Origin of the sequence: Algibacter marinivivus (genome assembly GCF_003143755.1) — a bacterium.
Lineage (GTDB): Bacteria > Bacteroidota > Bacteroidia > Flavobacteriales > Flavobacteriaceae > Algibacter_B > Algibacter_B marinivivus.
In genome coordinates this window covers 1,575,863-1,597,089 of record NZ_QFRI01000001.1, presented here as the reverse complement: position 1 = coordinate 1,597,089, position 21,227 = coordinate 1,575,863, and the positions used below count along the sequence as shown (strand labels likewise).

The following is a 21,227-nucleotide window of genomic DNA, read 5'->3' as shown; positions in this document are numbered from 1 at the left end:
CCTTTATTTCCCCCATTTAATAGCATTCCAAATACGCTCATGGAAAAAGTACAATACTAGTTTTGTTAAAAAATCTACTGAAGCTATAGATGCTGCAACCGTAATTTTACCAGTTAATATGTATGAAACTACCAGAGTATCTAAAGTACCTACAACCCTCCAACTTAATGCCTTTGCTACACTTCGTATTGGCTTTTCGCCAACACTATCCTCCTTGTAAGTGGACTTTTCTTTACTCTTTAATAACATTTGCGCTATCATTTGTTGTTATTTTATATTAATCCTATCAATTTAGTAGGAAATACAAATGTAACACATTTTATAACACAAAAAAGTGTTTTAACAACTTTTTAGAATAATGGAATATTTTAAGGTTTAACTGTATAAAATTCTTTTAAAACTGGATCAATTTTAAGAATTCTCTATTTGGAAGTATTGGATAAATCAGCTAAAGTGGTGTTTCTAAATACACTAAGAGTATTATCTCTAACTTGAATCATCAATTTATGGACGCTACACAAGTTTTCATCTGGACAATCGTCACATTTCTCATAGTAATTCAAACTTACACAAGGCACCATAGCAATTGGTCCTTCCAAAACACGCATCACATCAGTCATTTTAATTTCTGAAGGCAAACTTCTTAGATAATAGCCACCGTGTTTCCCTTTTTTAGAACCTAAAATCCCTGATTTCCTTAAAGTCAAAAGAATACCCTCTAAAAATTTTTGCGGAATTTGTTCACTCTTAGCTATAAGACCAACTTGAACAGGCATATCACTTTCACTTCTTGCAATATAAGTAAGCGCTTTTAAACCGTATTTTGTTTTTTTAGATAGCATGATGCTAATATAGGAATTTTAAAAAACGAACAAGTTATTTTAGTTATTTGTATGAGATTTTTCTAGAGCATAAAAAGTAACTTGAGCATAATCATCATTATTACCAGAGTTATTAAGATGATATAAACCGGCTTTAAAATACATATATTGGCCTCCAACATTAAAGCCGCTATTTACCATATTAACAGTTTTAACTACATCATTTTTTCCTTCTCTAGAAATAGTAACGGTTAACAAATCCCCAACAACTTTTATACTATAAGTGAATTTTTCATTTAAGGCTATTCCATCTGAAGGATTAGAAGCACTATTACTTCTAGAGCCTATCATCTCATGCCATTGTTCATCTCCATTTCCATCAGTTGGTTCATGAGCAAAATAGATAGAACCTAACGTGTTATTCTTTAATTTTCTGTAATAGATTCTAATTGGTTCATCACTATTAGCATGAATTTGGCCAATAACTAAACGTCCAATATGACCACTGCTACCTGTTGTGGTAACATGATTTACTGCAAGTGTGGCAGTCATTTCTCCATCATAAGCAGCAGCAGCGCTTTTGTCAGCAGCTGGAGCAGTACCAAAAACCCAGTTGTTTTTATTTACACCTTGCGTACTTATACTTGTATTAGTACCTCTCAACATTTCACGGAGTTCTACACGTACATAACTAGTATTTAGGGACGTTTTAAAACCTTCCACAGGGCATTTAAAAACCATACCGCCATCAGTTCCTGTGTAGAAATATTTATTGTTTTCATATTTATTATTAATCTGACTAACAGTAATAGTCGTTGCAGTACCATTACCTTTATCTTCAGGTATGCTCAAATTCCATGTAGATAAATCGAAATTTTCCGAAGGTGCTTTATTTGGATCTAAGCCATCATTAGATTGTTGTTGCTCCTCTTCTTCCTCTTCCTCTTCTTCTTGAATCACCTCTTCCATTTCTTCGTCTTCATTTACAGAATCGCTTTTACTACAACCCAATAAAAAAATACTGATTAAAAGAATTGGTAACAATTTATTTGCTATTTTCTTCATAACATGTTTTTTACAAAAGTAGTAACTTAATTTCGAAATTGGTTAACCAATTTTAAAAAATCCTTGTAAAACGCTCAAAACATGTATTTCACTCATGAAAATTAAATCCATTTTAATCTAAATGGAAAGTTAATAGACTAAAATAGTTCAATGATTAAAAATGATTTAATAAAGTTTACCCTAAAGCATGCTTCAAATCCGCAATAATATCATGTACATGCTCTAACCCAACCGAAACGCGAACCATACCATCAGTAATGCCCGCAGCATCTTTAACATCAGTTTCAACCTTAGCATGCGTAGTACTTGCAGGATGTGTTACAATAGTTCTCGTATCTCCTAAGTTAGCCAAAAGCGAACACATTTTAATAGCATTTAAAAATGCCCTACCACCATCTAAACCACCTTCCACTTCAAAAGCAACAATATTACCACCAAGCTTCATCTGTTTTTTGGCAATCTCATATTTTGGGTGCGATTTTAAAAACGGATATTTCACCCATTTCACTTTAGGGTGTGCCTCCAAAAATTCAGCCAATTTTAAAGCATTCTCACAATGCTTATCCACACGAATAGCTAATGTTTCTAAAGATTTAGATAGTACCCATGCGTTAAACGGACTCATAGCTGGCCCTGTTAATCTAGAAAACAAATAAATCTCGCGAATCAAGTCCGCTTTACCAACCGTAACACCGCCTAAAACACGCCCTTGTCCATCCATTAATTTCGTAGCCGAATGTATCACCAAATCCGCACCAAACTTAATCGGGTTTTGTAAATACGGTGTCGCAAAACAATTATCAATCACCAATAGCAAATTGTGCTTTTTACAAATAGCACTTAACGCTTCCATATCTAAAACATCAACCCCAGGATTTGTTGGCGTTTCTGCATAAATAAACTTGGTATTTGGTTGAATTAAATCCTCAATCGCTTCAACATCATTAATACTAAAATACGAACATTCAATATTCCACTTCGGGAAGTATTTGGTAAACAATCCATGCGTTGCCCCAAATACAGAGCTGCAAGACACCACATGGTCGCCCGCATCTAGCAATGTTGCAAATGTAGAAAACACCGCAGCCATACCACTCGCAAAGGCAAATCCTGCTTCCGCGCCCTCCATTACGCTTACTTTATCCACAAACTCGTTTACGTTTGGGTTGCTGTAACGACTGTACAAATCGCGCTGCTTCTCCTCCGCGAAAGAAGCTCTCATATCCTCCGCATCGTCAAATACAAACCCCGACGTTAAGTACAAGGGCACAGAATGTTCCGAAAACTGAGAGCGTTCACTCTGCGTTCTTATCGCGTCGGTTTCAAATTTTTTATGGCTCACTTTAATTCTTTTTTTTATTTTATTATTTGGGCATTTCCCTATCGGGTCGGGCTTTCCGTTCCAAGTCCTCGCACCTCCTTTGTCGGGCTGTGGGCTTTCCTCTGCAATCCCTAATGCACTTGTTTGCTGGGGTTTGGTTTTAAATCTAAACGCTTACGCTCGTTACAAACTTTATTTATATGTTTTGCGTGTACACATTTTTATCCTTGAATATCTATATTAATTAGTTTGTTATCTTTATTCAAATCCACAACAATTTGGTGTTTCCAAAACAAATTACCATCATCGTATATTAATTCAAAACTTAAATCTCCAAAAAATAATATTGAATCTAATCTTATTCGATTTAGAAAATTATTTTTAGAAATTTTGGACTCATTTTCTCCTAACCAACTTCCATTTTTTAATGGAACAAGTTTTCTTGCTATATCATTATTAATTTCCTTTTGATTTTTCGAAACCCAATTTAATTTTTTATTTATTTCATTAAGAAAATCATTTTCATTCAGTTCTATTTCTGCATGGTGGTAAACTATTTCTACTTGATTTCCAAAAAGAAGAAGATTAGCTACACTTCTATCGTAGTTTAACTCTCTGTCTTCGGTTATGCCATTTTCCTTTTTCCATTCAGTCACGTCTTTGGCAAACTCCACATTTACAAGTTCTGATGCCTCTGAATCGTAAAATGATTCATTTTCGATTTTAAAGTCAGACTTTTTTAAATTAAAACTTGCTTTTTTATTGAACCATGAAAATATTCCCATTTCAAATTACTAACAACTAATTAATATGCTTACTCAACCTCAAAATATCACCAAACACACCACGCGCCGTAACTTCTGCTCCTGCTCCCGCTCCTTGAATCACTATAGGCTGCTCGCCATAACTTTCTGTAAAAATCTCAAAAATAGCATCACTACCTTTTACATGCCCCAACGTGCTGTCCTCTGGAATTGAAACTAATTTCACTTCCAAATTCCCTTTGTCTTGCGATAAATCTCCTGATAAATCACCAACATAACGCAATACATATCCTTCCTTTTGATCGTCTTTCAACGTTTGATATTGGTCATCTAAAACGGCTAACTGACTCAAAAAGTCTTCAACCGAAATATCTCTGTAAGCCTCAGGAATCAAATTCAATACTTCAACATCTTCAAATTCATTTTGCAAATCTAATTCTCTTGCTAAAATTAACAGCTTTCTAGCCACATCATTTCCTGAGAAATCTTCTCGAGGGTCGGGTTCTGTAAAACCTTTATCCACCGTTTCTTGAATAATGGCACTAAATGGCTTGTCTTCCATAGAAAAATTATTAAACAAATAACTCAACGTCCCCGAAAACACACCTCTAATTCGTGTGATATTTTCTCCAGATTCGTGCAATAATTTAATCGTATCAATTAACGGTAAACCCGCACCAACCGTTGTTTCGTATAAATACTGTTTGTTGTTTTTTTCTAATTGTACTCGTAATTCAGTATAAAACTCGTGCGAAATGGTATTCGCTATTTTGTTGGACGACACCAAATCGAATCCCGCTTCAACTAACGGAATATAATTGGTATAAAACTCCGAACTTGCAGTATTATCTACTGCTATCAAATTCTCTAAATGATGGTTTTTTGCATAAGTAATAACATCGGCAATAGAACTCTTGTAAGAGCTCGAAGCTATAGCATTCTCCCAATTGGCATTCGCACCATTTTTATCCAATATCAATTTTCTAGAATTCGCAATAGCAAATACATTCAAATTAATGCCTTTGCGTTTTTCAATATCATCTTTCGATTTTAAAATTTGATTAATCAATGCGCCACCAACGCCACCATGTCCAAAAATGGCAATATTTATCTTTTTTGAAATCCCAAAAATCTCGCCATGAACTACGTTTACCGCTTTGTGCAATTGCGATTTCTTCACCACCAAACTTACATTCTTTCCTGTAACTGTATTATTAAATAATAAGGGTGTAATTTGATTTTTAATTAGTGCATTAAATGGTTTATGAAACGAACTTAACTCAATTCCAATAATCGAAATAACGGCAACATCATCAATAACATCAATTTTATTGACGTCTTGCGAATAGAAATCGCTTTCAAATTCACGTTCTAAAGCAATTACCGCTTGGGTTGCTTGGTCTGCATCAATAATAAGTCCAATACCCCTTTCTGAGGAACCTTGCGATACAATCCCCACACTAATACCATATTTACTCAATGCACCAAAAATACGTGCATCAACACCAATTTTTCCGAGTAAACCACGGCCTTCTAAATTTAATAGCGCTACATTATCTAAAATGGATAATGACGTTACTTCTTTCGTACTTGGTCTAGCCGTTATAAGCGTCCCTTCATCATCTGCATTAAAAGTATTTAAAATCCGTAAGTTGATATTTTTCTCAACTAAAGGAATAATGGTTTTAGCATGTAAAACAGAAGTTCCAAAATTTGCCAACTCATTAGCTTCACTAAAAGATAACTCTCTAATCTTTTTAGCATCGGCAACTAGACTTGGGTCTGCAGTATAAATTCCACTAACATGTGTATAATTTTGTAATTCTTCTGCATCTAAAAAATTAGCTATCAAAGCTGCGGTATAATTACTTCCGTTTCTTCCTAAAGTAGTGGTTTCATTCTTTAAATTTGAAGCTATAAAACCAGCCACTACATTAACCACGGCTTTATTTGCATTAAAATAGGCCTGTGTATTTTCTTTTGAAATTTTTGATAGCGGTTGTGCATTGCCAAAAGATTCATCAGTTTTTATAAGTTCGCGTGCGTCAGTTGCTTGAGCTTTTACTCCATATTGATTCAATAAATTTGAAATAAGTTTGATAGATAACAATTCACCTTGCGCCAATATATTATCCTTTGTCTTTTTACTGTAATCTCGTAACAGGCTAACTCCTTCAAATAACTTATCTAAAACTGAAAACTCTTCAGAAAAATCAATGGTTTTCAAAGGCTCAATTTGGTATGCTTTAAAAGCTTCTAAATCCTTTTGATACGTTTCTCCTTTTAGAGCTTTATTCAAAATAACCTCTAAATCATCAGTTGCTGAACCTCTTGCAGATACCACAACAGAAATTCTATCGCCAGCTTCCACTTTATTTTTTATAATTGAAAGTACTGTTTCTAAGCCTTTTCCGTTGGCTAAAGATTTACCTCCAAATTTTAATACCTTCATTGGTTTTCTTTTAGAATGTGGCACAAAAATGCCTTCTACAATTTTTTCTAATTGGTCATACTCCATTAAAAATGCATCGTGACCGTGAACAGAATGAATTTCATTGTACGTAACGTTAGGATGGGTTAATGCTAATTGTTTATGAGTTTCTCTATTTTCTTCTGCGGTAAAAAACAAATCAGAATCTACACCTACAATATGAATTTTGGCTTCAATATTTTCAAGCACATTAAAGTTACTTGAACGTCCTTTAGTCACATCAATGGATTTTAATAACTGATTCATTAATTTATAGGCCGACAATTGAAAACGTTCCTGCAACTTTTTACCATGATGCAACAGCCAACTCTCTACATTAAAAATCTCCAAATCGTCATTTTTAGAACGCTGAAAACGTTCTTTAAAAGACTCTGGTGTGCGGTAACACAACATAGCGTGCATGCGTGCATCGTGCACAGGGTGTTTAGAGTTTAATAAAAATTGTTCTTGTATTTGGCAGTTGGCAATCAACCAATCAGTAGATTTCCAATCGGTGGCTACCACTATTAAGTGTTCTGTAAAATCAGGTGATAAAACTGCCATTTCCCAAGCAATTCCACCACCTAAAGAGCCGCCAATTGTTGCAAATAATTTTCCTGTTTTTAGTTCTTTTAAACCACTTAGAAATATTTTGGCAACATCTCGCGCCACAAAATCTTTATAATTATCAATCACAAAACCATCAAAACCATTTCCAGGAATATTGAATGCTAAAATCGTGTAAATTTTAGTATCAATAACTTTATCATCACCAATTAAATCTTTCCACCAACCATACTCTCCTGCCACCTCACTATTTCCTGTCAGTGCATGATTAACCAACACAATTGGTGCGCTTCCTATTGGCTTACCAAAAACCTGGTAACTTAACTTTATTTTAGAGTTAAGCACACCGCTCTCAGTTGTGTAGTTATTAATAATGATGTGTTGTAATGGGTGTTTCAATTATCTAAATTTTAATTTAGACCTCTCTGATTATAAAAGTCAGAGAGGTCTTTTACTCAATTATATTTTTGCAAACGCCTGTTTTAAATCTGCTTTTAAATCTTCAATATCTTCAATACCTACTGACAAACGTATTAAGTCTGTAGATACACCTGCCGAAGCTTGTTCTGCTTCATCCAATTGTTGGTGTGTGGTACTCGACGGATGAATAATCAATGATTTAGTATCTCCAATATTAGCTAACAAAGAAAATATTTGAGTTTCATCTGCAATCGTTTTTGCTGCATCGAATCCACCTTTATGTCCAAAAGTAACAATACCACTTTGCCCTTTAGGTAAATATTTCTTAGCCAAAGCATTGTATTTACTACTCTCTAACCCAGGATAATTTACCCAAGCCACTTCATCTTGCGCCTCTAACCATTTTGCTAATTCTAAAGCGTTTTCACTATGTTGCTTGATTCTAACTGGTAATGTTTCTAAACCTTGAATGATGTTGAATGCATTTGTTGGACTCATAGCCCCACCAAAATCTCTTAAACCTTCTAAAATCAATTTGAATGTGTAAGAGGCGGCACCTAAAACTTCATGATATTTTAAACCGTGATACCCCGCAGATGGTTCTGTAAATTCTGGAAATTTCCCGTTTGCCCAATTGAAAGTACCAGCGTCAATAATAGCTCCACCTAAAGATGTTCCTTGTCCGCCAATATATTTGGTTAACGAGTGGATTACAATATTTGCTCCGTGTTTTATTGGGTTTAATAATGCTGGTGTTGCTACCGTATTATCTACAATAAAAGGTACTTCTGCTGCTTTTGAATGTTCTGCAATAGCTTCTAAATCTAAAACATCTAGTTTAGGGTTTCCTAAAGATTCTACAAAAAACGCTCTGGTATTATCTTGCACAGCATCTTTGAAATTATCAGGATTTGAAGCATCTACAAATGTAGTTGTAATACCTAATCTTGGAAGTGTAACACTTAATAAATTATAAGTACCACCATACAAACTACTAGATGCTACAACATGGTCTCCTGCTTTTAAAAGCGTTAATAATCCTGTTGCAATGGCTGCTGTTCCTGAAGCAAAAACTACGGCTCCAATACCACCTTCTACAGCCGCTAAACGCTCTTGTAAAATTTGGTTTGTTGGGTTATTTAAACGTGTGTAAATAAACCCTAATTCTTGCAAAGAAAATAGGTTTGCCGCATGGTCTGAATTATTAAAAACGTAAGACGTTGTTTGGTAAATAGGAACTGCTCTTGCTCCTCCGTTTGCTGTGACATCATGACCTGCGTGTAATGCGTTTGTTGCTAATTTTTGATCGCTCATTTTTCTAATTTTTTTAGTTAATAATTTATCACAATTGTGACTAAACCAAAAGTCAAAATATGCTACTCATGTAGCGTACTCAATAGAAAAATGTTATAAAGAATTATTAAAATTACATAAAGTAATTTTTTGGGGTTATCTATCTAAACACCAATAAATGAATTGGTAATTCAAGTAGAATTTAGCACCTTCTTTAATAAGTTTAAAGGGTTGCTAAGGTTTCACAGGGTCTAATCCCTCCACCTTTCTTGATAACATTTCAATAAGTATTTGAACTTTGTGACTGCAAATATCGTGTAGAAAAGTTAATATCCAAACTTTTAAGAAGAAAAATTTATTTTAAGTGCTTAGAGATTTTATCAAATACTGAAAACTACTAATAAAAATTTGCAGTTGGCGGATAATGCGTTAGGGATTGAACGGTATGTTTGATTCAGATAGTAATCGGGAGAGCAGTAAAAGCCTGACCCCTTGTGGGTAACGCCAAAAAAAATTAGGATAAAGTTGCTTTAAATTTATCTCGTATAACATCGCCAATAGGACGATTTTCAATCTTAGATTCTAACCACGAAATAATGTCTAGATACAGGAAGGCACGACTTTGGTAAGGATCGTTTTCAAATTCTTTTAATTTCTTGTGTAGCTTGATAAACTCACCCTTAACTTGGTGTGGATAGATGTCTCCCAATCCACGAAGAAACTTGATAAATTGTATTTGCACCTCGTACAAATCTTCCATTTTAATGAGGAATTTATAGGTGCTTTTTATTAGCACATCTAGATTGTAATCTAAGCCAGCTTCGTAGTGCGCTACTAGGTTTAAAATTCTAGAAAAACACAGTAAATCCTCTCGCATTTGTAGCGACTTATTGCTTATAATTTTTTCTAAATAATAAATGCATTTTCTGCTATCTCCTGCACCAAAATACATACTAGCCATTTTGTAATAAAAAACCATAATGTGATGCTCGTCTATACGGTTATTATAGCTTCTTAGTTTATCTAATACCTCATCAATTAAAGATAAACCTTCTACAAAACTGCCTTCAATAAAATGAAGATTAAACTTATTATTATAAATATACAAGAATGCCAAAGACTCATTATTATCATCTAAAGGAAACCATTTTTCTTGGGTAATTTCTTCAAATCTCGCCAGTGTTTCTTTAAATTTATTGTACTGCCTTAGGTAAAACAAAGCCTCTAACAAATAGTGATTCCCTCTAAGAAAAAAGACTGGATTTAGTACAATCATGTCTTTATTATCATAGAACAAATCAACCCATTTAGATGCATATTTGTAGCATGATAAAAAATCTACCGTTAAAAAACTATACCAGAGTTTTGCTTTATATAACCAAAGTTTTTCTCGAAAACCTAATTTATTAATATCATATTTTGGTAATCTATCATGGTAATATTTATCAATAATTTGATACTCTTCATCATTCTTTACATAACCTGTTTTTAAAAACAGCCCGTAAAGCTGTAATGACAAATTAGAGAGTTTACTTGCTAAAACATTCTGTAAACTCAAGTCTTTTGCTTGAATTGTTAATTCATCTGCACGATTGCTAATACTTCTAGTAATATATTGAGACTCAATTACTTTTTCCAACTCAACAATTTCATAAGCCACATTTTTTTCTTCATGCGCAATAGCTAAGTTTTTTGCTTTATCTAAAATCTTTAAGCTTTGTTTGTAGAGTCCTTTATGATATAATATGGTAGCAAAATCGAGCTGCTCTCTGATCTGAATTCTCACATTTTGATGAGACGGATTTAATCGTAGGCTAATTAAAATTTGTTTGTATAAATGTGCTTTAAGGTTTGAGAGCTGTTGTTTTTTTACAATACCTTTTTTAAGAATAACAGCTTCATCATACGATGAAAGTTTATCGAGAATATTAAACAGCATTAAGAATTTAGAATCTTCATTTACGCCCAATCGTCCAACATAAAGCTTAAATTGCCTTTTTTCGGATTTAGACAACGATTTTACTAACACAAATAAATTATCTTTTTGCTCTTTCGTCATAGTCACAAAAACAGTATTAAAAAACTGATATTCAATTATTTAATACAATATAAACCAAGTTAAACATCGTAAAAAATAAATAAGAAGTTATGTATTTAGAAAACCAAAATATACATTCGTGTAACAATACGAAAATATATTTTAATAAATGTCTGATAATAAAGTCCAAATTTTTGATACAACGCTAAGAGACGGCGAGCAAGTCCCTGGCTGTAAATTGAATACTGAACAGAAATTAATTATTGCTGAACAGCTTGATTTATTAGGAGTTGACATTATTGAAGCTGGTTTTCCGGTGTCTAGCCCTGGAGATTTTAAATCAGTAGAAGAAATTTCTAAAATTGTAAAAAACGCTACGGTTTGTGGGTTAACCCGTTCTGTAGAAAATGATATAAAAGTAGCTGGTGAGGCATTGAAATATGCTAAAACACCAAGAATACATACTGGTATTGGAACTTCAGATTCTCACATAAAATTCAAATTCAAATCTACACAAGAAGACGTTATAGAACGAGCTGTTAAAGCAGTAAGTTATGCTAAATCTTTTGTTGAAGATGTTGAGTTTTATGCCGAGGATGCAGGTAGAACAGATAACGAATATTTAGCTCGCGTATGTGAAGCTGTAATTAAAGCCGGAGCTACTGTTTTAAACATTCCTGATACCACAGGTTACTGTTTACCTAGTGAATATGGTGCAAAAATCAAGTATTTAAAAGAAAACGTAAAAGGTATTGATAAGGCTATTTTATCTTGTCACTGCCATAACGATTTAGGGTTAGCTACAGCAAACTCTATTGAAGGTGTAATAAACGGAGCACGTCAAATTGAGTGTACTATTAACGGTATTGGAGAGCGTGCTGGAAATACGGCGCTAGAAGAAGTGGTTATGATTTTAAAGCAGCACCCTTATCTAAATCTTGATACAGGAATCCAAACTGAAATGCTTTACGGCATGAGCCAATTAGTATCAGACAGTATGGGAATTTACACGCAACCAAACAAAGCTATTGTTGGTGCTAATGCCTTTGCTCACAGTTCTGGAATTCATCAAGACGGTGTTATTAAAAATCGTGAAACATACGAAATCATGGACCCCAAAGATGTTGGTGTAACAGAATCTGCAATTGTTTTAACAGCAAGAAGCGGAAGAGCTGCATTAGCTTATAGAGCCAAAAATATTGGATACGAATTAACAAAACTTCAATTAGACGAAATCTATACTAATTTTTTAGATTTTGCAGATAAGAAAAAAGAAGTTGATGATAGTGATATTCATCAAATTATAGAAAACAGCAAAGTATATAGCGAGATTACTTCTGCTTAAAAACAATAGAATGAAATTAAATATTGCCGTTTTACAAGGCGATGGTATAGGACCAGAAGTTACAGCACAAGCCGTCAAGGTTTTAAAGGCTGTAGCTATGGAATTTAACCACATATTTACATTTCAAAAAGCATTAGTTGGAGCTAGTGCCATAGATAAAACAGGAAACCCATTACCAGAAGAAACTATTAGCATTTGCAAAAAAGCAGATGCTGTTTTATTTGGGGCTATAGGAGACACAAAATATGATGAAGATCCAGATGCTAAAATCCGTCCAGAACAAGGGCTTTTAGGCATCCGAAAAGAGTTAGGTTTGTACACCAATATTCGTCCAATTATAGCTTACGAAGATTTATTAAACAAATCTTCACTTAAAGTAAAGCAAATAAAAGACACCAATATTTTAATTTATCGCGAGTTAACAGGTGGTATTTATTTTGGGGATCGTTATTTAAGTGACGATGGTAACATTGCTTCAGATGTATGTAAATACGAACGATTCGAAATAGAGCGTATTGCACATTTAGCCTTTAAAGCTGCCCTTTCAAGAAAACGAAAGCTAACCTTAGTAGATAAAGCTAACGTACTAGAAAGCTCTCGTCTTTGGAGACGTGTAGTTAAAGAAATTGCACCTCAATATCCAAATGTAAAAGTCAATTTCATGTACATAGACAATGCCGCTATGGAACTTATCATTCATCCGCGACAATTCGATGTTATTTTAACCGAAAATATGTTTGGCGATATTCTATCCGAAGAAGCTAGCGTTATTGTTGGGTCCATCGGGCTATTAGCATCGGCTTCCATTGGCGACAAACATGCTATGTTTGAGCCCATTCATGGTGCATATGCCAAAGCTGCTAACAGAGGGGTTGCAAATCCAATAGCATCCATTTTATCCGCAGCAATGTTATTGGATCATTTCGGATTATACGAAGAAGCCGCCTTGGTAAGAGAAGGTGTAGACAAATCGCTTAAACTACACATTACCACACCAGATTTAAACAATAAATACGATAATATAACCACTACAAAAGTGGGCGATTTTATAGAAGATTTTATACAAAATCCAGACGAAACTAATCTAAACTTCACCAATATACATATAGGGCAATCCACTATTATTTAATTATTTGAGTTAGTCACCAAAACAAATTAAACTACTATTTTTATCGGAAAGTCCTTAAAAGCGCATTGTGACAAATGCGCTTTTTTAATGTCTTATTTTTTTCTATTGATTATTTATTCGGGCGTTACCCCAAGGGTCGGGCTATACGTTACAAGTCCTCGCACTTCCTTCGTCAGGCTATGGGCTTTTCACTACTATCCCTAACGCAGAACTTAACGTGCATCAAAATCTTCAAAATATTTAATGGTTAGCTACATTCAATAACATAAATCAAACCATAGAAAATTACATATTCTTCAACTCAGCAACCAAATCTGTCAAAGTAGCTTTGGCATCTCCAAACAACATGGCTGTTTTAGAATTATAAAACAACTCGTTTTCAATTCCAGCATAACCAGCTTTCATACTACGTTTATTAACAATAATATGTTTTGCGTTTTCAACATCCAATATAGGCATTCCGTAAATAGGGCTAGAAGGATCGTTATGAGCTGCTGGATTTACAACATCATTAGCACCTACTACCAATACCACATCAGCATTATTAAATTGTGGATTTATATCATCCATTTCAACCAACATATTATACTCAACATTCGATTCAGCTAATAATACATTCATATGTCCTGGCATACGTCCTGCAACTGGATGAATAGCATACTTTACATTAACGCCTTTATCTGTTAAGAGCTCTTCTAATTCATGTATAACATGTTGTGCTTGCGCCACAGCCAATCCATACCCAGGAACAATTATAACATTTGATGCATAATTCATCATAATAGCCGAATCACTAGCTGTAGTACTTTTAATAGACCCTAAAGTTTTATTTACTCCTTCAACGCTTCCACTTGCTGTAAACGAACCAAAAATTACTGAAGCTAAGGTTCTATTCATGGCCTTACACATAGCTACTGTTAAAATTATTCCTGCAGAACCCACTAAAATACCACCTACTAACATTACCATATTATTATACAATACTCCAGTAATAGCCGCGGCAATACCCGTTAAGGAATTTAATAGTGATATCACCACAGGCATATCAGCTCCTCCAATAGGTAGTACAAATAAAATCCCATAAACTAATCCACCAACTAATAATAAATATAATAGTATTTGACTATCAATATTTCCTACAACTACATATGCTCCTAAAGCCACTATTGCTATTATAAACAGATTATTGACAATGTTATATTGTGGAATTTTTATAACACTTTTTACTGAACCATTTAATTTTCCCCATGCTATTAAGCTTCCTGAAAAAGTAATAGCTCCAATTATAATTGCCGATAAAATAGTAGAAACAATTGATGCACTAGCTGCCTTAATATCTGCATTTCCAAACTCAACAATTCCAATTAATGCAGCACTAGCACCACCAAATCCATTAAATAATGATACCAATTCTGGCATTTTAGTCATTTCTACCTTAACCGCTATTAAACCCCCAATGATTGAACCCACTAAAATAGCGACCCCAATTAAAACATAAATAAGTGTTGGCACTTCTAAATCATGAACAAAAATAGTCCCAACAATAGCTAAACCCATTCCTCCTGCAGCAATCAAATTTCCTGACTTTGCAGTATCTGGGTGCCCTAACTTTTTTAATCCTACAATAAACGTTACTGTTGCAATTAAATATATAATACTTAAAATAATACTCATTACTTTTTCTTTTTAAACATGTCTAACATTCTGTTGGTAACAGCAAATCCGCCAACAACATTTAATACACCTAACACCACTGCAATAAACCCAAGTACTAATGCTACATAGTCTGTTGGATTTGAATGCAACATCACCAATATTGCTCCAACTATCACAACACCACTTAAGGCGTTTGCTCCAGACATTAAAGGTGTGTGTAAAACTGCAGGAATACTTTTTATTATTTCTACACCTACAAATATTGATAAAATAACTATGTATATAATTTGTAGATTATTGCTAATAAATTCTATTAATTCATTCATAATTTTAATTTAGTTTTTACGTTGAATTCCGTCTTGAACAATCAGTGTTTCGTTTGTAATCTCTTCTTCTAAATCCCATTTAAAATTTAGATCTTCTGTTAAATGCATAATAAAATTATATATATTCTTAGCATATAACTCACTAGCGTTAGTTGACACACTTTCAGGTGCAACACTAGTTCCTATGACTTTTACACCATTTACATTAATGGTTTCGTTTAGTTTACTTACTTCACAATTTCCACCTTGATTTGCAGCTAAATCTATAATTACAGCCCCATTTTTCATGTGGCGAACTTGGTCTTCAGTTATTAATAATGGTGCTTTCTTCCCTGGAACATTAGCAGTTGTGATAACTAAATCAGCTTGGAATAATGATTTATTAACTGCTTCTTTTTGTCTTTCAGCATAGTCACTTGAAGCTTCTTTAGCATAACCTCCTTCAGATTCTTCAGTATTGTTTTCTACAGAAATAAATTTAGCGCCTAACGATTCTGCTTGTTCTTTAGTTTCCAATCTAATATCAGTAGCTTCAACAACAGCACCTAGTCTTTTAGCTGTAGCAATAGCCTGTAAACCTGCAACACCAACACCATAGATCAAAACCCTGGACGGTGTGATAGTACCAGCAGCAGTCATCATTAAAGGAAATATTTTGGTCATTTCATAAGCTCCTAAAATCACCGCTTTATAACCTGCTAAATTATTTTGAGAGCTTAATACATCCATATCTTGAGCTCTGGAAATACGTGGCATTGCATCCATTGAAAATGCCGAAGCACCTTTTTCTGCAATAGCCTTAATCAATTCTGGGCTTGACTTATGAAATAATTGACTCATTAAGATGTGTCTTTTATGAACCAGCTTTAAATCTTGTTCATCAAATGGGTTAATTTTAATGAGTACTTGAGCTGCTTCAAAAACAGCTTCTCTAGAAACAATTTCTGCTCCATAACCCTCATAATCAGAATCTTTATATGAAGAATTGGTTCCTGCTCCTTTTTCTACAAGAACTTCAAATCCCTTTTCTACTAATTGCTTAGTAATAAATGGAGATAAAGAAACACGCTTTTCCCCTTTATGCGTCTCTTTTAAAATACCTATTTTCATAAATCAATATAGTTAGTTAGTTTTTTTAGTTTTATACGTTTGACTATTTTGGAAATTTCTCTTTAATCTTATCCAAACACAAATTATGGATACTTCCAACATGGGTATGCTTTTTTGAAGTATCAGGAATATAAGTCCCATCCTGCACTTGTCCACCTATTTTTTGGTAGGCCTCTCTAAAACTTTGTCCTTCCACAACTAAAGTATTAATATTATCTACAGTAAATAAATACTTGTATTTATCATCATGTATATCAACATCTTTTACAATAATCTGCTGAATCGAGAAATTAAAAATATCTAAAATATCTTTTAACTCTTCAAAAGCGGCAATCATGTTTTCTTTCAATAATTGAAAATCTCTGTGGTAACCACTTGGTAGATTATTGGTAATCAAAATCATTTCAGACTGTAAGGCTTGAATTTTGTTACACTTCCCTCGTATTAATTCAAATACATCTGGGTTTTTTTTATGCGGCATAATGCTACTTCCTGTAGTTAATTCATCTGGAAACGATATAAAGCCAAAATTCTGACTCATATATAAACACACATCCATAGCAAAACGCGATAAGGTATTACATAAACCACCTAAAGCGGCAGCAATAGTTCGCTCGTTTTTACCACGACCCATTTGTGCAGCAACCACATTATATTTTAGGGATGCAAAGTCCATTTCTTTAGTCGTTAACTCCCTATCAATCGGGAATGAACTTCCATAACCAGCAGCAGAACCTAAGGGGTTTTGATCAACTGTTTTTATGGCTGCATTTAGCATATAAACATCGTCTATCATTAACTCTGCATAAGCAGAAAGCCACAACCCAAATGATGATGGCATTGCTACTTGCAAGTGCGTGTAACCCGGTAAAACTTTATCTTTATATTTTTCAGACAACTTTAAAAGCGTATCAAAAAGCGTTTTTGTTTTAGTTTTAATTAAACTTAAATTATCTTTGTAATACAAATGACAAGCCACTAAAACCTGATCGTTTCTTGAACGTGCTGTATGTATTTTTTTTCCAACCTCGCCTAATGATTTTGTGAGTTCAAATTCAATTTTTGAATGTACATCTTCAAACTGCTCATTTATTACAAATGTGCCCTCTTGTATTTGAGATTCTAAAGTTTTTAGTCCTCTTAATAAATCAACCAATTCTTCAACCGAAATAATACCGATTTTTTGAAGCATTTTAGCATGTGCTTTTGACGCAATCACATCGTATTTCGCAATATGAATATCAATTTCACGGTCGTTCCCAACAGTAAATTGTTCTATTTTTTTATCGATTGATATACCTTTATCCCAGAGTTTCATTGTAAAAAATGTTTATTTGTTTATGCGTTGATTTGTTTATACGATTACCCGATTCAACAATTCAACATATATTTTTATGCCTTCTTCAATTTCATTTACATAAATAAATTCGTCTGCTGAATGTGAACGTGTACTATCCCCCGGACCAAGTTTTAAACTTGGGCAACTTAACACAGCTTGATCTGATAATGTTGGCGACCCGTAAGTTGTTCTTCCTATAGCAATGCCTGCTTTTACCAAATCATGCTCCACAGGAATAGAAGAAGAATTTAATCGTAAACTACGTGGAGTAATTTTAGTTACTGGCGCTTTTTCTTGTAAAATTTCAGCAATCTCAGCATTACTGTAAGCATCATTCACACGAACATCAATAACCAAGTCTACATGACCAGGCACCACATTATGCTGAGATCCTGCGCTAATTTGTGTTACTGTTAATTTCACATCGCCTAAAGCTTTTGAGCCTTTTTCAAACTTAAAATCTTTAAACCATTGCAAAGCATCAATCGTATTGTAAATGGCATTATTATCATTTGGATGCGCTGCATGACTTGGTGTTCCTTCAATAACGGCTTCAAAAACGACTAAACCTTTTTCAGCTACGGCAAGATTCATTAAAGTTGGTTCTCCCACTATAGCCACATCAACTTTTGGGATGATAGATAACATGCTATTCAGCCCGTTTGGACCACTGCTTTCCTCTTCCGCAGAAGCGACAATAACTAAATTATATTTTAAATTTTCGTGATTATAATAGTGCGTAAATGTTGCGATTAAAGACACCAAACAGCCGCCAGCGTCGTTACTGCCTAACCCGAATAATTTTCCATCTTCAACAAATGCCTTAAAAGGATCGTTTGTATATGCTGAATTTGGCTTAACCGTATCGTGATGCGAGTTTAACAATAGTGTTGGGTTGCCTTCTTCAAAATATTTATTAACTGCCCAAACGTTGTTTTTCGTTCGCTTATAGTCAATTTTATATCGTGTAAACCAATCTTCAATATGCGATGCAGTAACATCTTCTTCAGAAGAAAACGACTGCGTTTCTATCAGCTTTTTTAAAAGTGATATCGCATCATTTGTTAAATCTTGTATCGCCATCTTATAAGGTTATTGTTGTAAAATCATCATTCTCTTGAGTTAACATGGCTGTATTTCCCATATTTATTGTGTTAACGCCATGTCGTAATGCGTCAAAACAATTTTCAAGTTTTGGAAGCATACCATCTGCAATAATACCTTGATTCAATAAATCTTGATAAATTTTTGAATCGATATGTTTAACCACAGAATTTTTATCATTTATGTCTCTTAAAACACCTTTCAACTCAAAACAGTAATAAATAGATGTTTCGTATAAATTACTCATTCCTACAGCAACTTGCGAGGTTATCGTATCTGCATTGGTATTTAACAATTGGCCGTTTCCATCGTGTGTAATAGCACAAAAAACAGGTGTAAAATCGGCTTGAATTAATTTATCTATAGATTTATAAGCCACTTCTTTTACATCACCTACAAATCCAAAATCAATATCTTTTACAGGGCGTTTATCAGATTTGATACTGTTTACATCTGCTCCAGTTAAACCAATGGCATTGGTGTTTAAAGCCTGAAGCTTAGCTACCACGTTTTTATTCACCAAACCACCATATACCATAGTAATAACTTCTAAAGTATCAGCATCGGTGATACGACGTCCATTTATCATTTTAGATTCAATACCAAGCTTTGAAGCGATATGAGTTGCACGTTTTCCACCACCATGGACCAAAATTTTCTTTCCTTCTAAATTAGAAAATAATTTTAAAAATGCATTTAATGACGCTTCATCTTCAATGATATTACCTCCTATTTTTACTATGGATAATTTTTCTTTAGGCATTTTCCAATATTTTTTTAAGCACCAATTGTGCTGCATAGGTTCTGTTATTGGCCTGTTCGATAACTAATGAGCTATCGGTATCTAACACAGCGTCTTCAACAACTACATTTCGTCGCACTGGTAAACAATGCATAAACTTTGCATTACCTAATTTTTCTTTAGTAATCATCCAATTAGGGTCTGTATTTACAACTTTCCCATAATCTTCATACGAACTCCAGTTTTTTGTATACACAAAATCGGCATCTTTAAATGCTTCTTCTTGATTATGATAAATTGGCGTATCTCCAGTAATTTCAGGGTTCAAATTATAACCCTTAGGATTGGCAATTACAAACTCCACATCCATTTTTTGCATTGCTTGAACAAAACTATTTCCCACAGCATGAGGTAAAGCCTTAATATGCGGTGCCCAACTTAAAACTACTTTAGGTTTAGCAACTTTTGCATGCTCTGAAATGGTAATAGCATCAGTTAATCCTTGTAATGGATGTCCTGTAGCACTTTCCATATTCACAATAGGCACAGAGGCATATTTTGCAAATGATTTTAAAACGTGTTCGCTTTCATCTTTTTCTTTATCAATCAATGATGGAAATGCCCTAACAGCTATAATATCACAATATTGTGAAACCACTGCAGCTGCTTCCTTAATGTGTTCTGCAGTTGTTCCATTCATAACCGTTCCATCTCCAAACTCAATACCCCAAGCATCACCAGACACATTCATTACTATAGGATTCATTCCTAAATTTAAAGCTGCTTTTTGAGTGCTTAAACGCGTACGTAAACTTGAATTAAAGAATAATAATCCTAGTACTTTATTTTTACCTAATTGAATGTGTTTAAGCGGATTTGCTTTTAAAGTTTTTGCTTCTTCAATCCAAGCGCTAATGTTGTCTATATCGTGTATTGATGTATAATTCATCTTCTATTTTATTTTTGTAAAAGGAACTTTCTCTTCCATAGCATTCAAAATGAAATCATCTTCTAATCCATTTACAATCCATGTTTCTATATTCGCCTTTTTAGTTACTGAAGCTGCTTCAATTTTTGATGCCATTCCTCCGCTTCCGTGTGTTGATTTAGAACTCACAACCTGCCTTCTTAAATCATCAAAATCTTGAAGTTCACTGATTGTTTTATGTGTACCATTTTCGATTGACTCTTTCGTATAAATACCATTTGTATTAGTGGCAATCATAAATAAATCAACATCTAGAAGAGATGCAGTTAACGCTCCTAATTTATCATTATCTCCAAATTTAATTTCATCTGTCGCCACTGTATCATTTTCATTTATAATAGGAATGTAGTTGTTGTTAACTAAAACCTTTATAGTGTTTGTAATATTAACGCGACTCTCTTCCTTTTCAAAATCAGAATATGACAATAAACATTGCGAGGTCAACAACCCATATTCTCTAAAAATCTCTTGATAAATACGTATTAAATGTGGTTGCCCTATAGACGCCAGAGCTTGTTTCACAAAAACTTCTTTCTGCTTACTCTCTAGTTTCACAAACTGTTTAGCAACTGCTATTGCCCCAGAACTCACAATAACAAACTCACAAGTATCTTGAAGTTTAGCAATTTGATTTGCAATATCTTCAATCTTACCTCTAGAAATGTTATCGGTTTCTTTGGTTAAGGTATTAGACCCTATTTTTAGTAATATGCGTTTCTTTTTCTGCAT

At 33.9% G+C, this 21,227-nt stretch carries 18 protein-coding genes and 1 riboswitch; of the genes, 2 read left to right on the top strand and 16 right to left on the bottom strand.

Going from position 1 to position 21,227, the window contains the following annotated elements:
* Window positions 1-3 precede the first annotated feature (3 nt).
* The 8 genes from DIS18_RS07245 to DIS18_RS07210 all read right to left on the bottom strand — a co-directional run bounded on the left by DIS18_RS07245 (window position 4) and on the right by DIS18_RS07210 (window position 10,780).
* Complete coding sequence (locus DIS18_RS07245) at window positions 4-261, bottom strand: DUF2061 domain-containing protein (protein WP_109352324.1); 258 nt, start codon at window positions 259-261, stop codon at window positions 4-6.
* A gap of 161 nt (window positions 262-422) precedes the next feature.
* Window positions 423-842, bottom strand: coding sequence for an RrF2 family transcriptional regulator (locus tag DIS18_RS07240; protein ID WP_109352323.1), 420 nt, complete (start codon window positions 840-842; stop codon window positions 423-425).
* Window positions 843-881: 39 nt separating this feature from the next.
* Complete coding sequence (locus DIS18_RS07235; protein WP_109352322.1) at window positions 882-1,886, bottom strand: polysaccharide lyase family 7 protein; 1,005 nt, start codon at window positions 1,884-1,886, stop codon at window positions 882-884.
* A gap of 175 nt (window positions 1,887-2,061) precedes the next feature.
* Complete coding sequence (locus DIS18_RS07230) at window positions 2,062-3,228, bottom strand: trans-sulfuration enzyme family protein (RefSeq protein ID WP_425428170.1); 1,167 nt, start codon at window positions 3,226-3,228, stop codon at window positions 2,062-2,064.
* A gap of 200 nt (window positions 3,229-3,428) precedes the next feature.
* Complete coding sequence (locus DIS18_RS07225; RefSeq protein WP_109352320.1) at window positions 3,429-3,992, bottom strand: DUF2262 domain-containing protein; 564 nt, start codon at window positions 3,990-3,992, stop codon at window positions 3,429-3,431.
* Window positions 3,993-4,008: 16 nt separating this feature from the next.
* Window positions 4,009-7,407, bottom strand: a complete 3,399-nt coding sequence (thrA, locus tag DIS18_RS07220; RefSeq protein ID WP_109352319.1) for a bifunctional aspartate kinase/homoserine dehydrogenase I — start codon at window positions 7,405-7,407, stop codon at window positions 4,009-4,011.
* A 60-nt stretch (window positions 7,408-7,467) separates the two neighbouring features.
* A complete protein-coding gene (locus tag DIS18_RS07215) occupies window positions 7,468-8,742 on the bottom strand; it encodes an O-acetylhomoserine aminocarboxypropyltransferase/cysteine synthase family protein (protein ID WP_109352318.1) in 1,275 nt (424 codons plus the stop codon).
* 132 nt (window positions 8,743-8,874) lie between these two features.
* Window positions 8,875-9,000, bottom strand: a riboswitch (SAM riboswitch).
* Between the two features lie 235 nt (window positions 9,001-9,235).
* Window positions 9,236-10,780, bottom strand: coding sequence for a hypothetical protein (locus DIS18_RS07210; RefSeq protein WP_109352317.1), 1,545 nt, complete (start codon window positions 10,778-10,780; stop codon window positions 9,236-9,238).
* A gap of 148 nt (window positions 10,781-10,928) precedes the next feature.
* Between DIS18_RS07210 and DIS18_RS07205 the strand changes: the two genes are divergently transcribed.
* Entirely contained in the window at window positions 10,929-12,104 is a 1,176-nt protein-coding gene (locus DIS18_RS07205) for a 2-isopropylmalate synthase (protein ID WP_109352316.1), read from the top strand.
* A gap of 10 nt (window positions 12,105-12,114) precedes the next feature.
* Window positions 12,115-13,233: a 3-isopropylmalate dehydrogenase gene (gene leuB, locus DIS18_RS07200; RefSeq protein WP_109352315.1), complete on the top strand. Its 1,119-nt coding sequence runs from the start codon at window positions 12,115-12,117 to the stop codon at window positions 13,231-13,233.
* A 285-nt stretch (window positions 13,234-13,518) separates the two neighbouring features.
* On the opposite strand, the gene DIS18_RS07195 is transcribed toward leuB, so the two are convergent.
* The 8 genes from DIS18_RS07195 to proB are packed head-to-tail and all read right to left on the bottom strand — an operon-like array spanning window position 13,519 to window position 21,227.
* On the bottom strand, window positions 13,519-14,907 hold the full coding sequence (locus DIS18_RS07195; RefSeq protein WP_109352314.1) for an NAD(P)(+) transhydrogenase (Re/Si-specific) subunit beta: 1,389 nt from the start codon (window positions 14,905-14,907) through the stop codon (window positions 13,519-13,521).
* A complete protein-coding gene (locus DIS18_RS07190) occupies window positions 14,907-15,215 on the bottom strand; it encodes an NAD(P) transhydrogenase subunit alpha part 2 (protein WP_109352313.1) in 309 nt (102 codons plus the stop codon). Before DIS18_RS07190 ends, DIS18_RS07195 begins: the two co-directional genes overlap by 1 nt.
* A 9-nt stretch (window positions 15,216-15,224) precedes the next feature.
* Window positions 15,225-16,325 carry an NAD(P) transhydrogenase subunit alpha gene (locus tag DIS18_RS07185; RefSeq protein ID WP_109352312.1) on the bottom strand — a complete coding sequence of 367 codons (1,101 nt, stop codon included), beginning with the start codon at window positions 16,323-16,325 and terminating at the stop codon, window positions 15,225-15,227.
* Between the two features lie 43 nt (window positions 16,326-16,368).
* Entirely contained in the window at window positions 16,369-17,643 is a 1,275-nt protein-coding gene (gene argH, locus DIS18_RS07180) for an argininosuccinate lyase (protein WP_109352311.1), read from the bottom strand.
* Window positions 17,644-17,679: 36 nt separating this feature from the next.
* The gene (locus DIS18_RS07175; protein WP_109352310.1) at window positions 17,680-18,747 is read right to left on the bottom strand and encodes a M20 family metallo-hydrolase; all 1,068 of its coding nucleotides are present in this window, start codon (window positions 18,745-18,747) and stop codon (window positions 17,680-17,682) included.
* A 1-nt stretch (window position 18,748) separates the two neighbouring features.
* Window positions 18,749-19,531, bottom strand: coding sequence for an acetylglutamate kinase (gene argB / locus DIS18_RS07170; protein WP_109352309.1), 783 nt, complete (start codon window positions 19,529-19,531; stop codon window positions 18,749-18,751).
* Window positions 19,524-20,459: an N-acetylornithine carbamoyltransferase gene (locus tag DIS18_RS07165; RefSeq protein ID WP_109352308.1), complete on the bottom strand. Its 936-nt coding sequence runs from the start codon at window positions 20,457-20,459 to the stop codon at window positions 19,524-19,526. The genes argB and DIS18_RS07165 overlap by 8 nt, the downstream gene beginning before the upstream one ends.
* 3 nt (window positions 20,460-20,462) lie before the next feature.
* Complete coding sequence (proB, locus tag DIS18_RS07160; RefSeq protein ID WP_109352307.1) at window positions 20,463-21,227, bottom strand: glutamate 5-kinase; 765 nt, start codon at window positions 21,225-21,227, stop codon at window positions 20,463-20,465.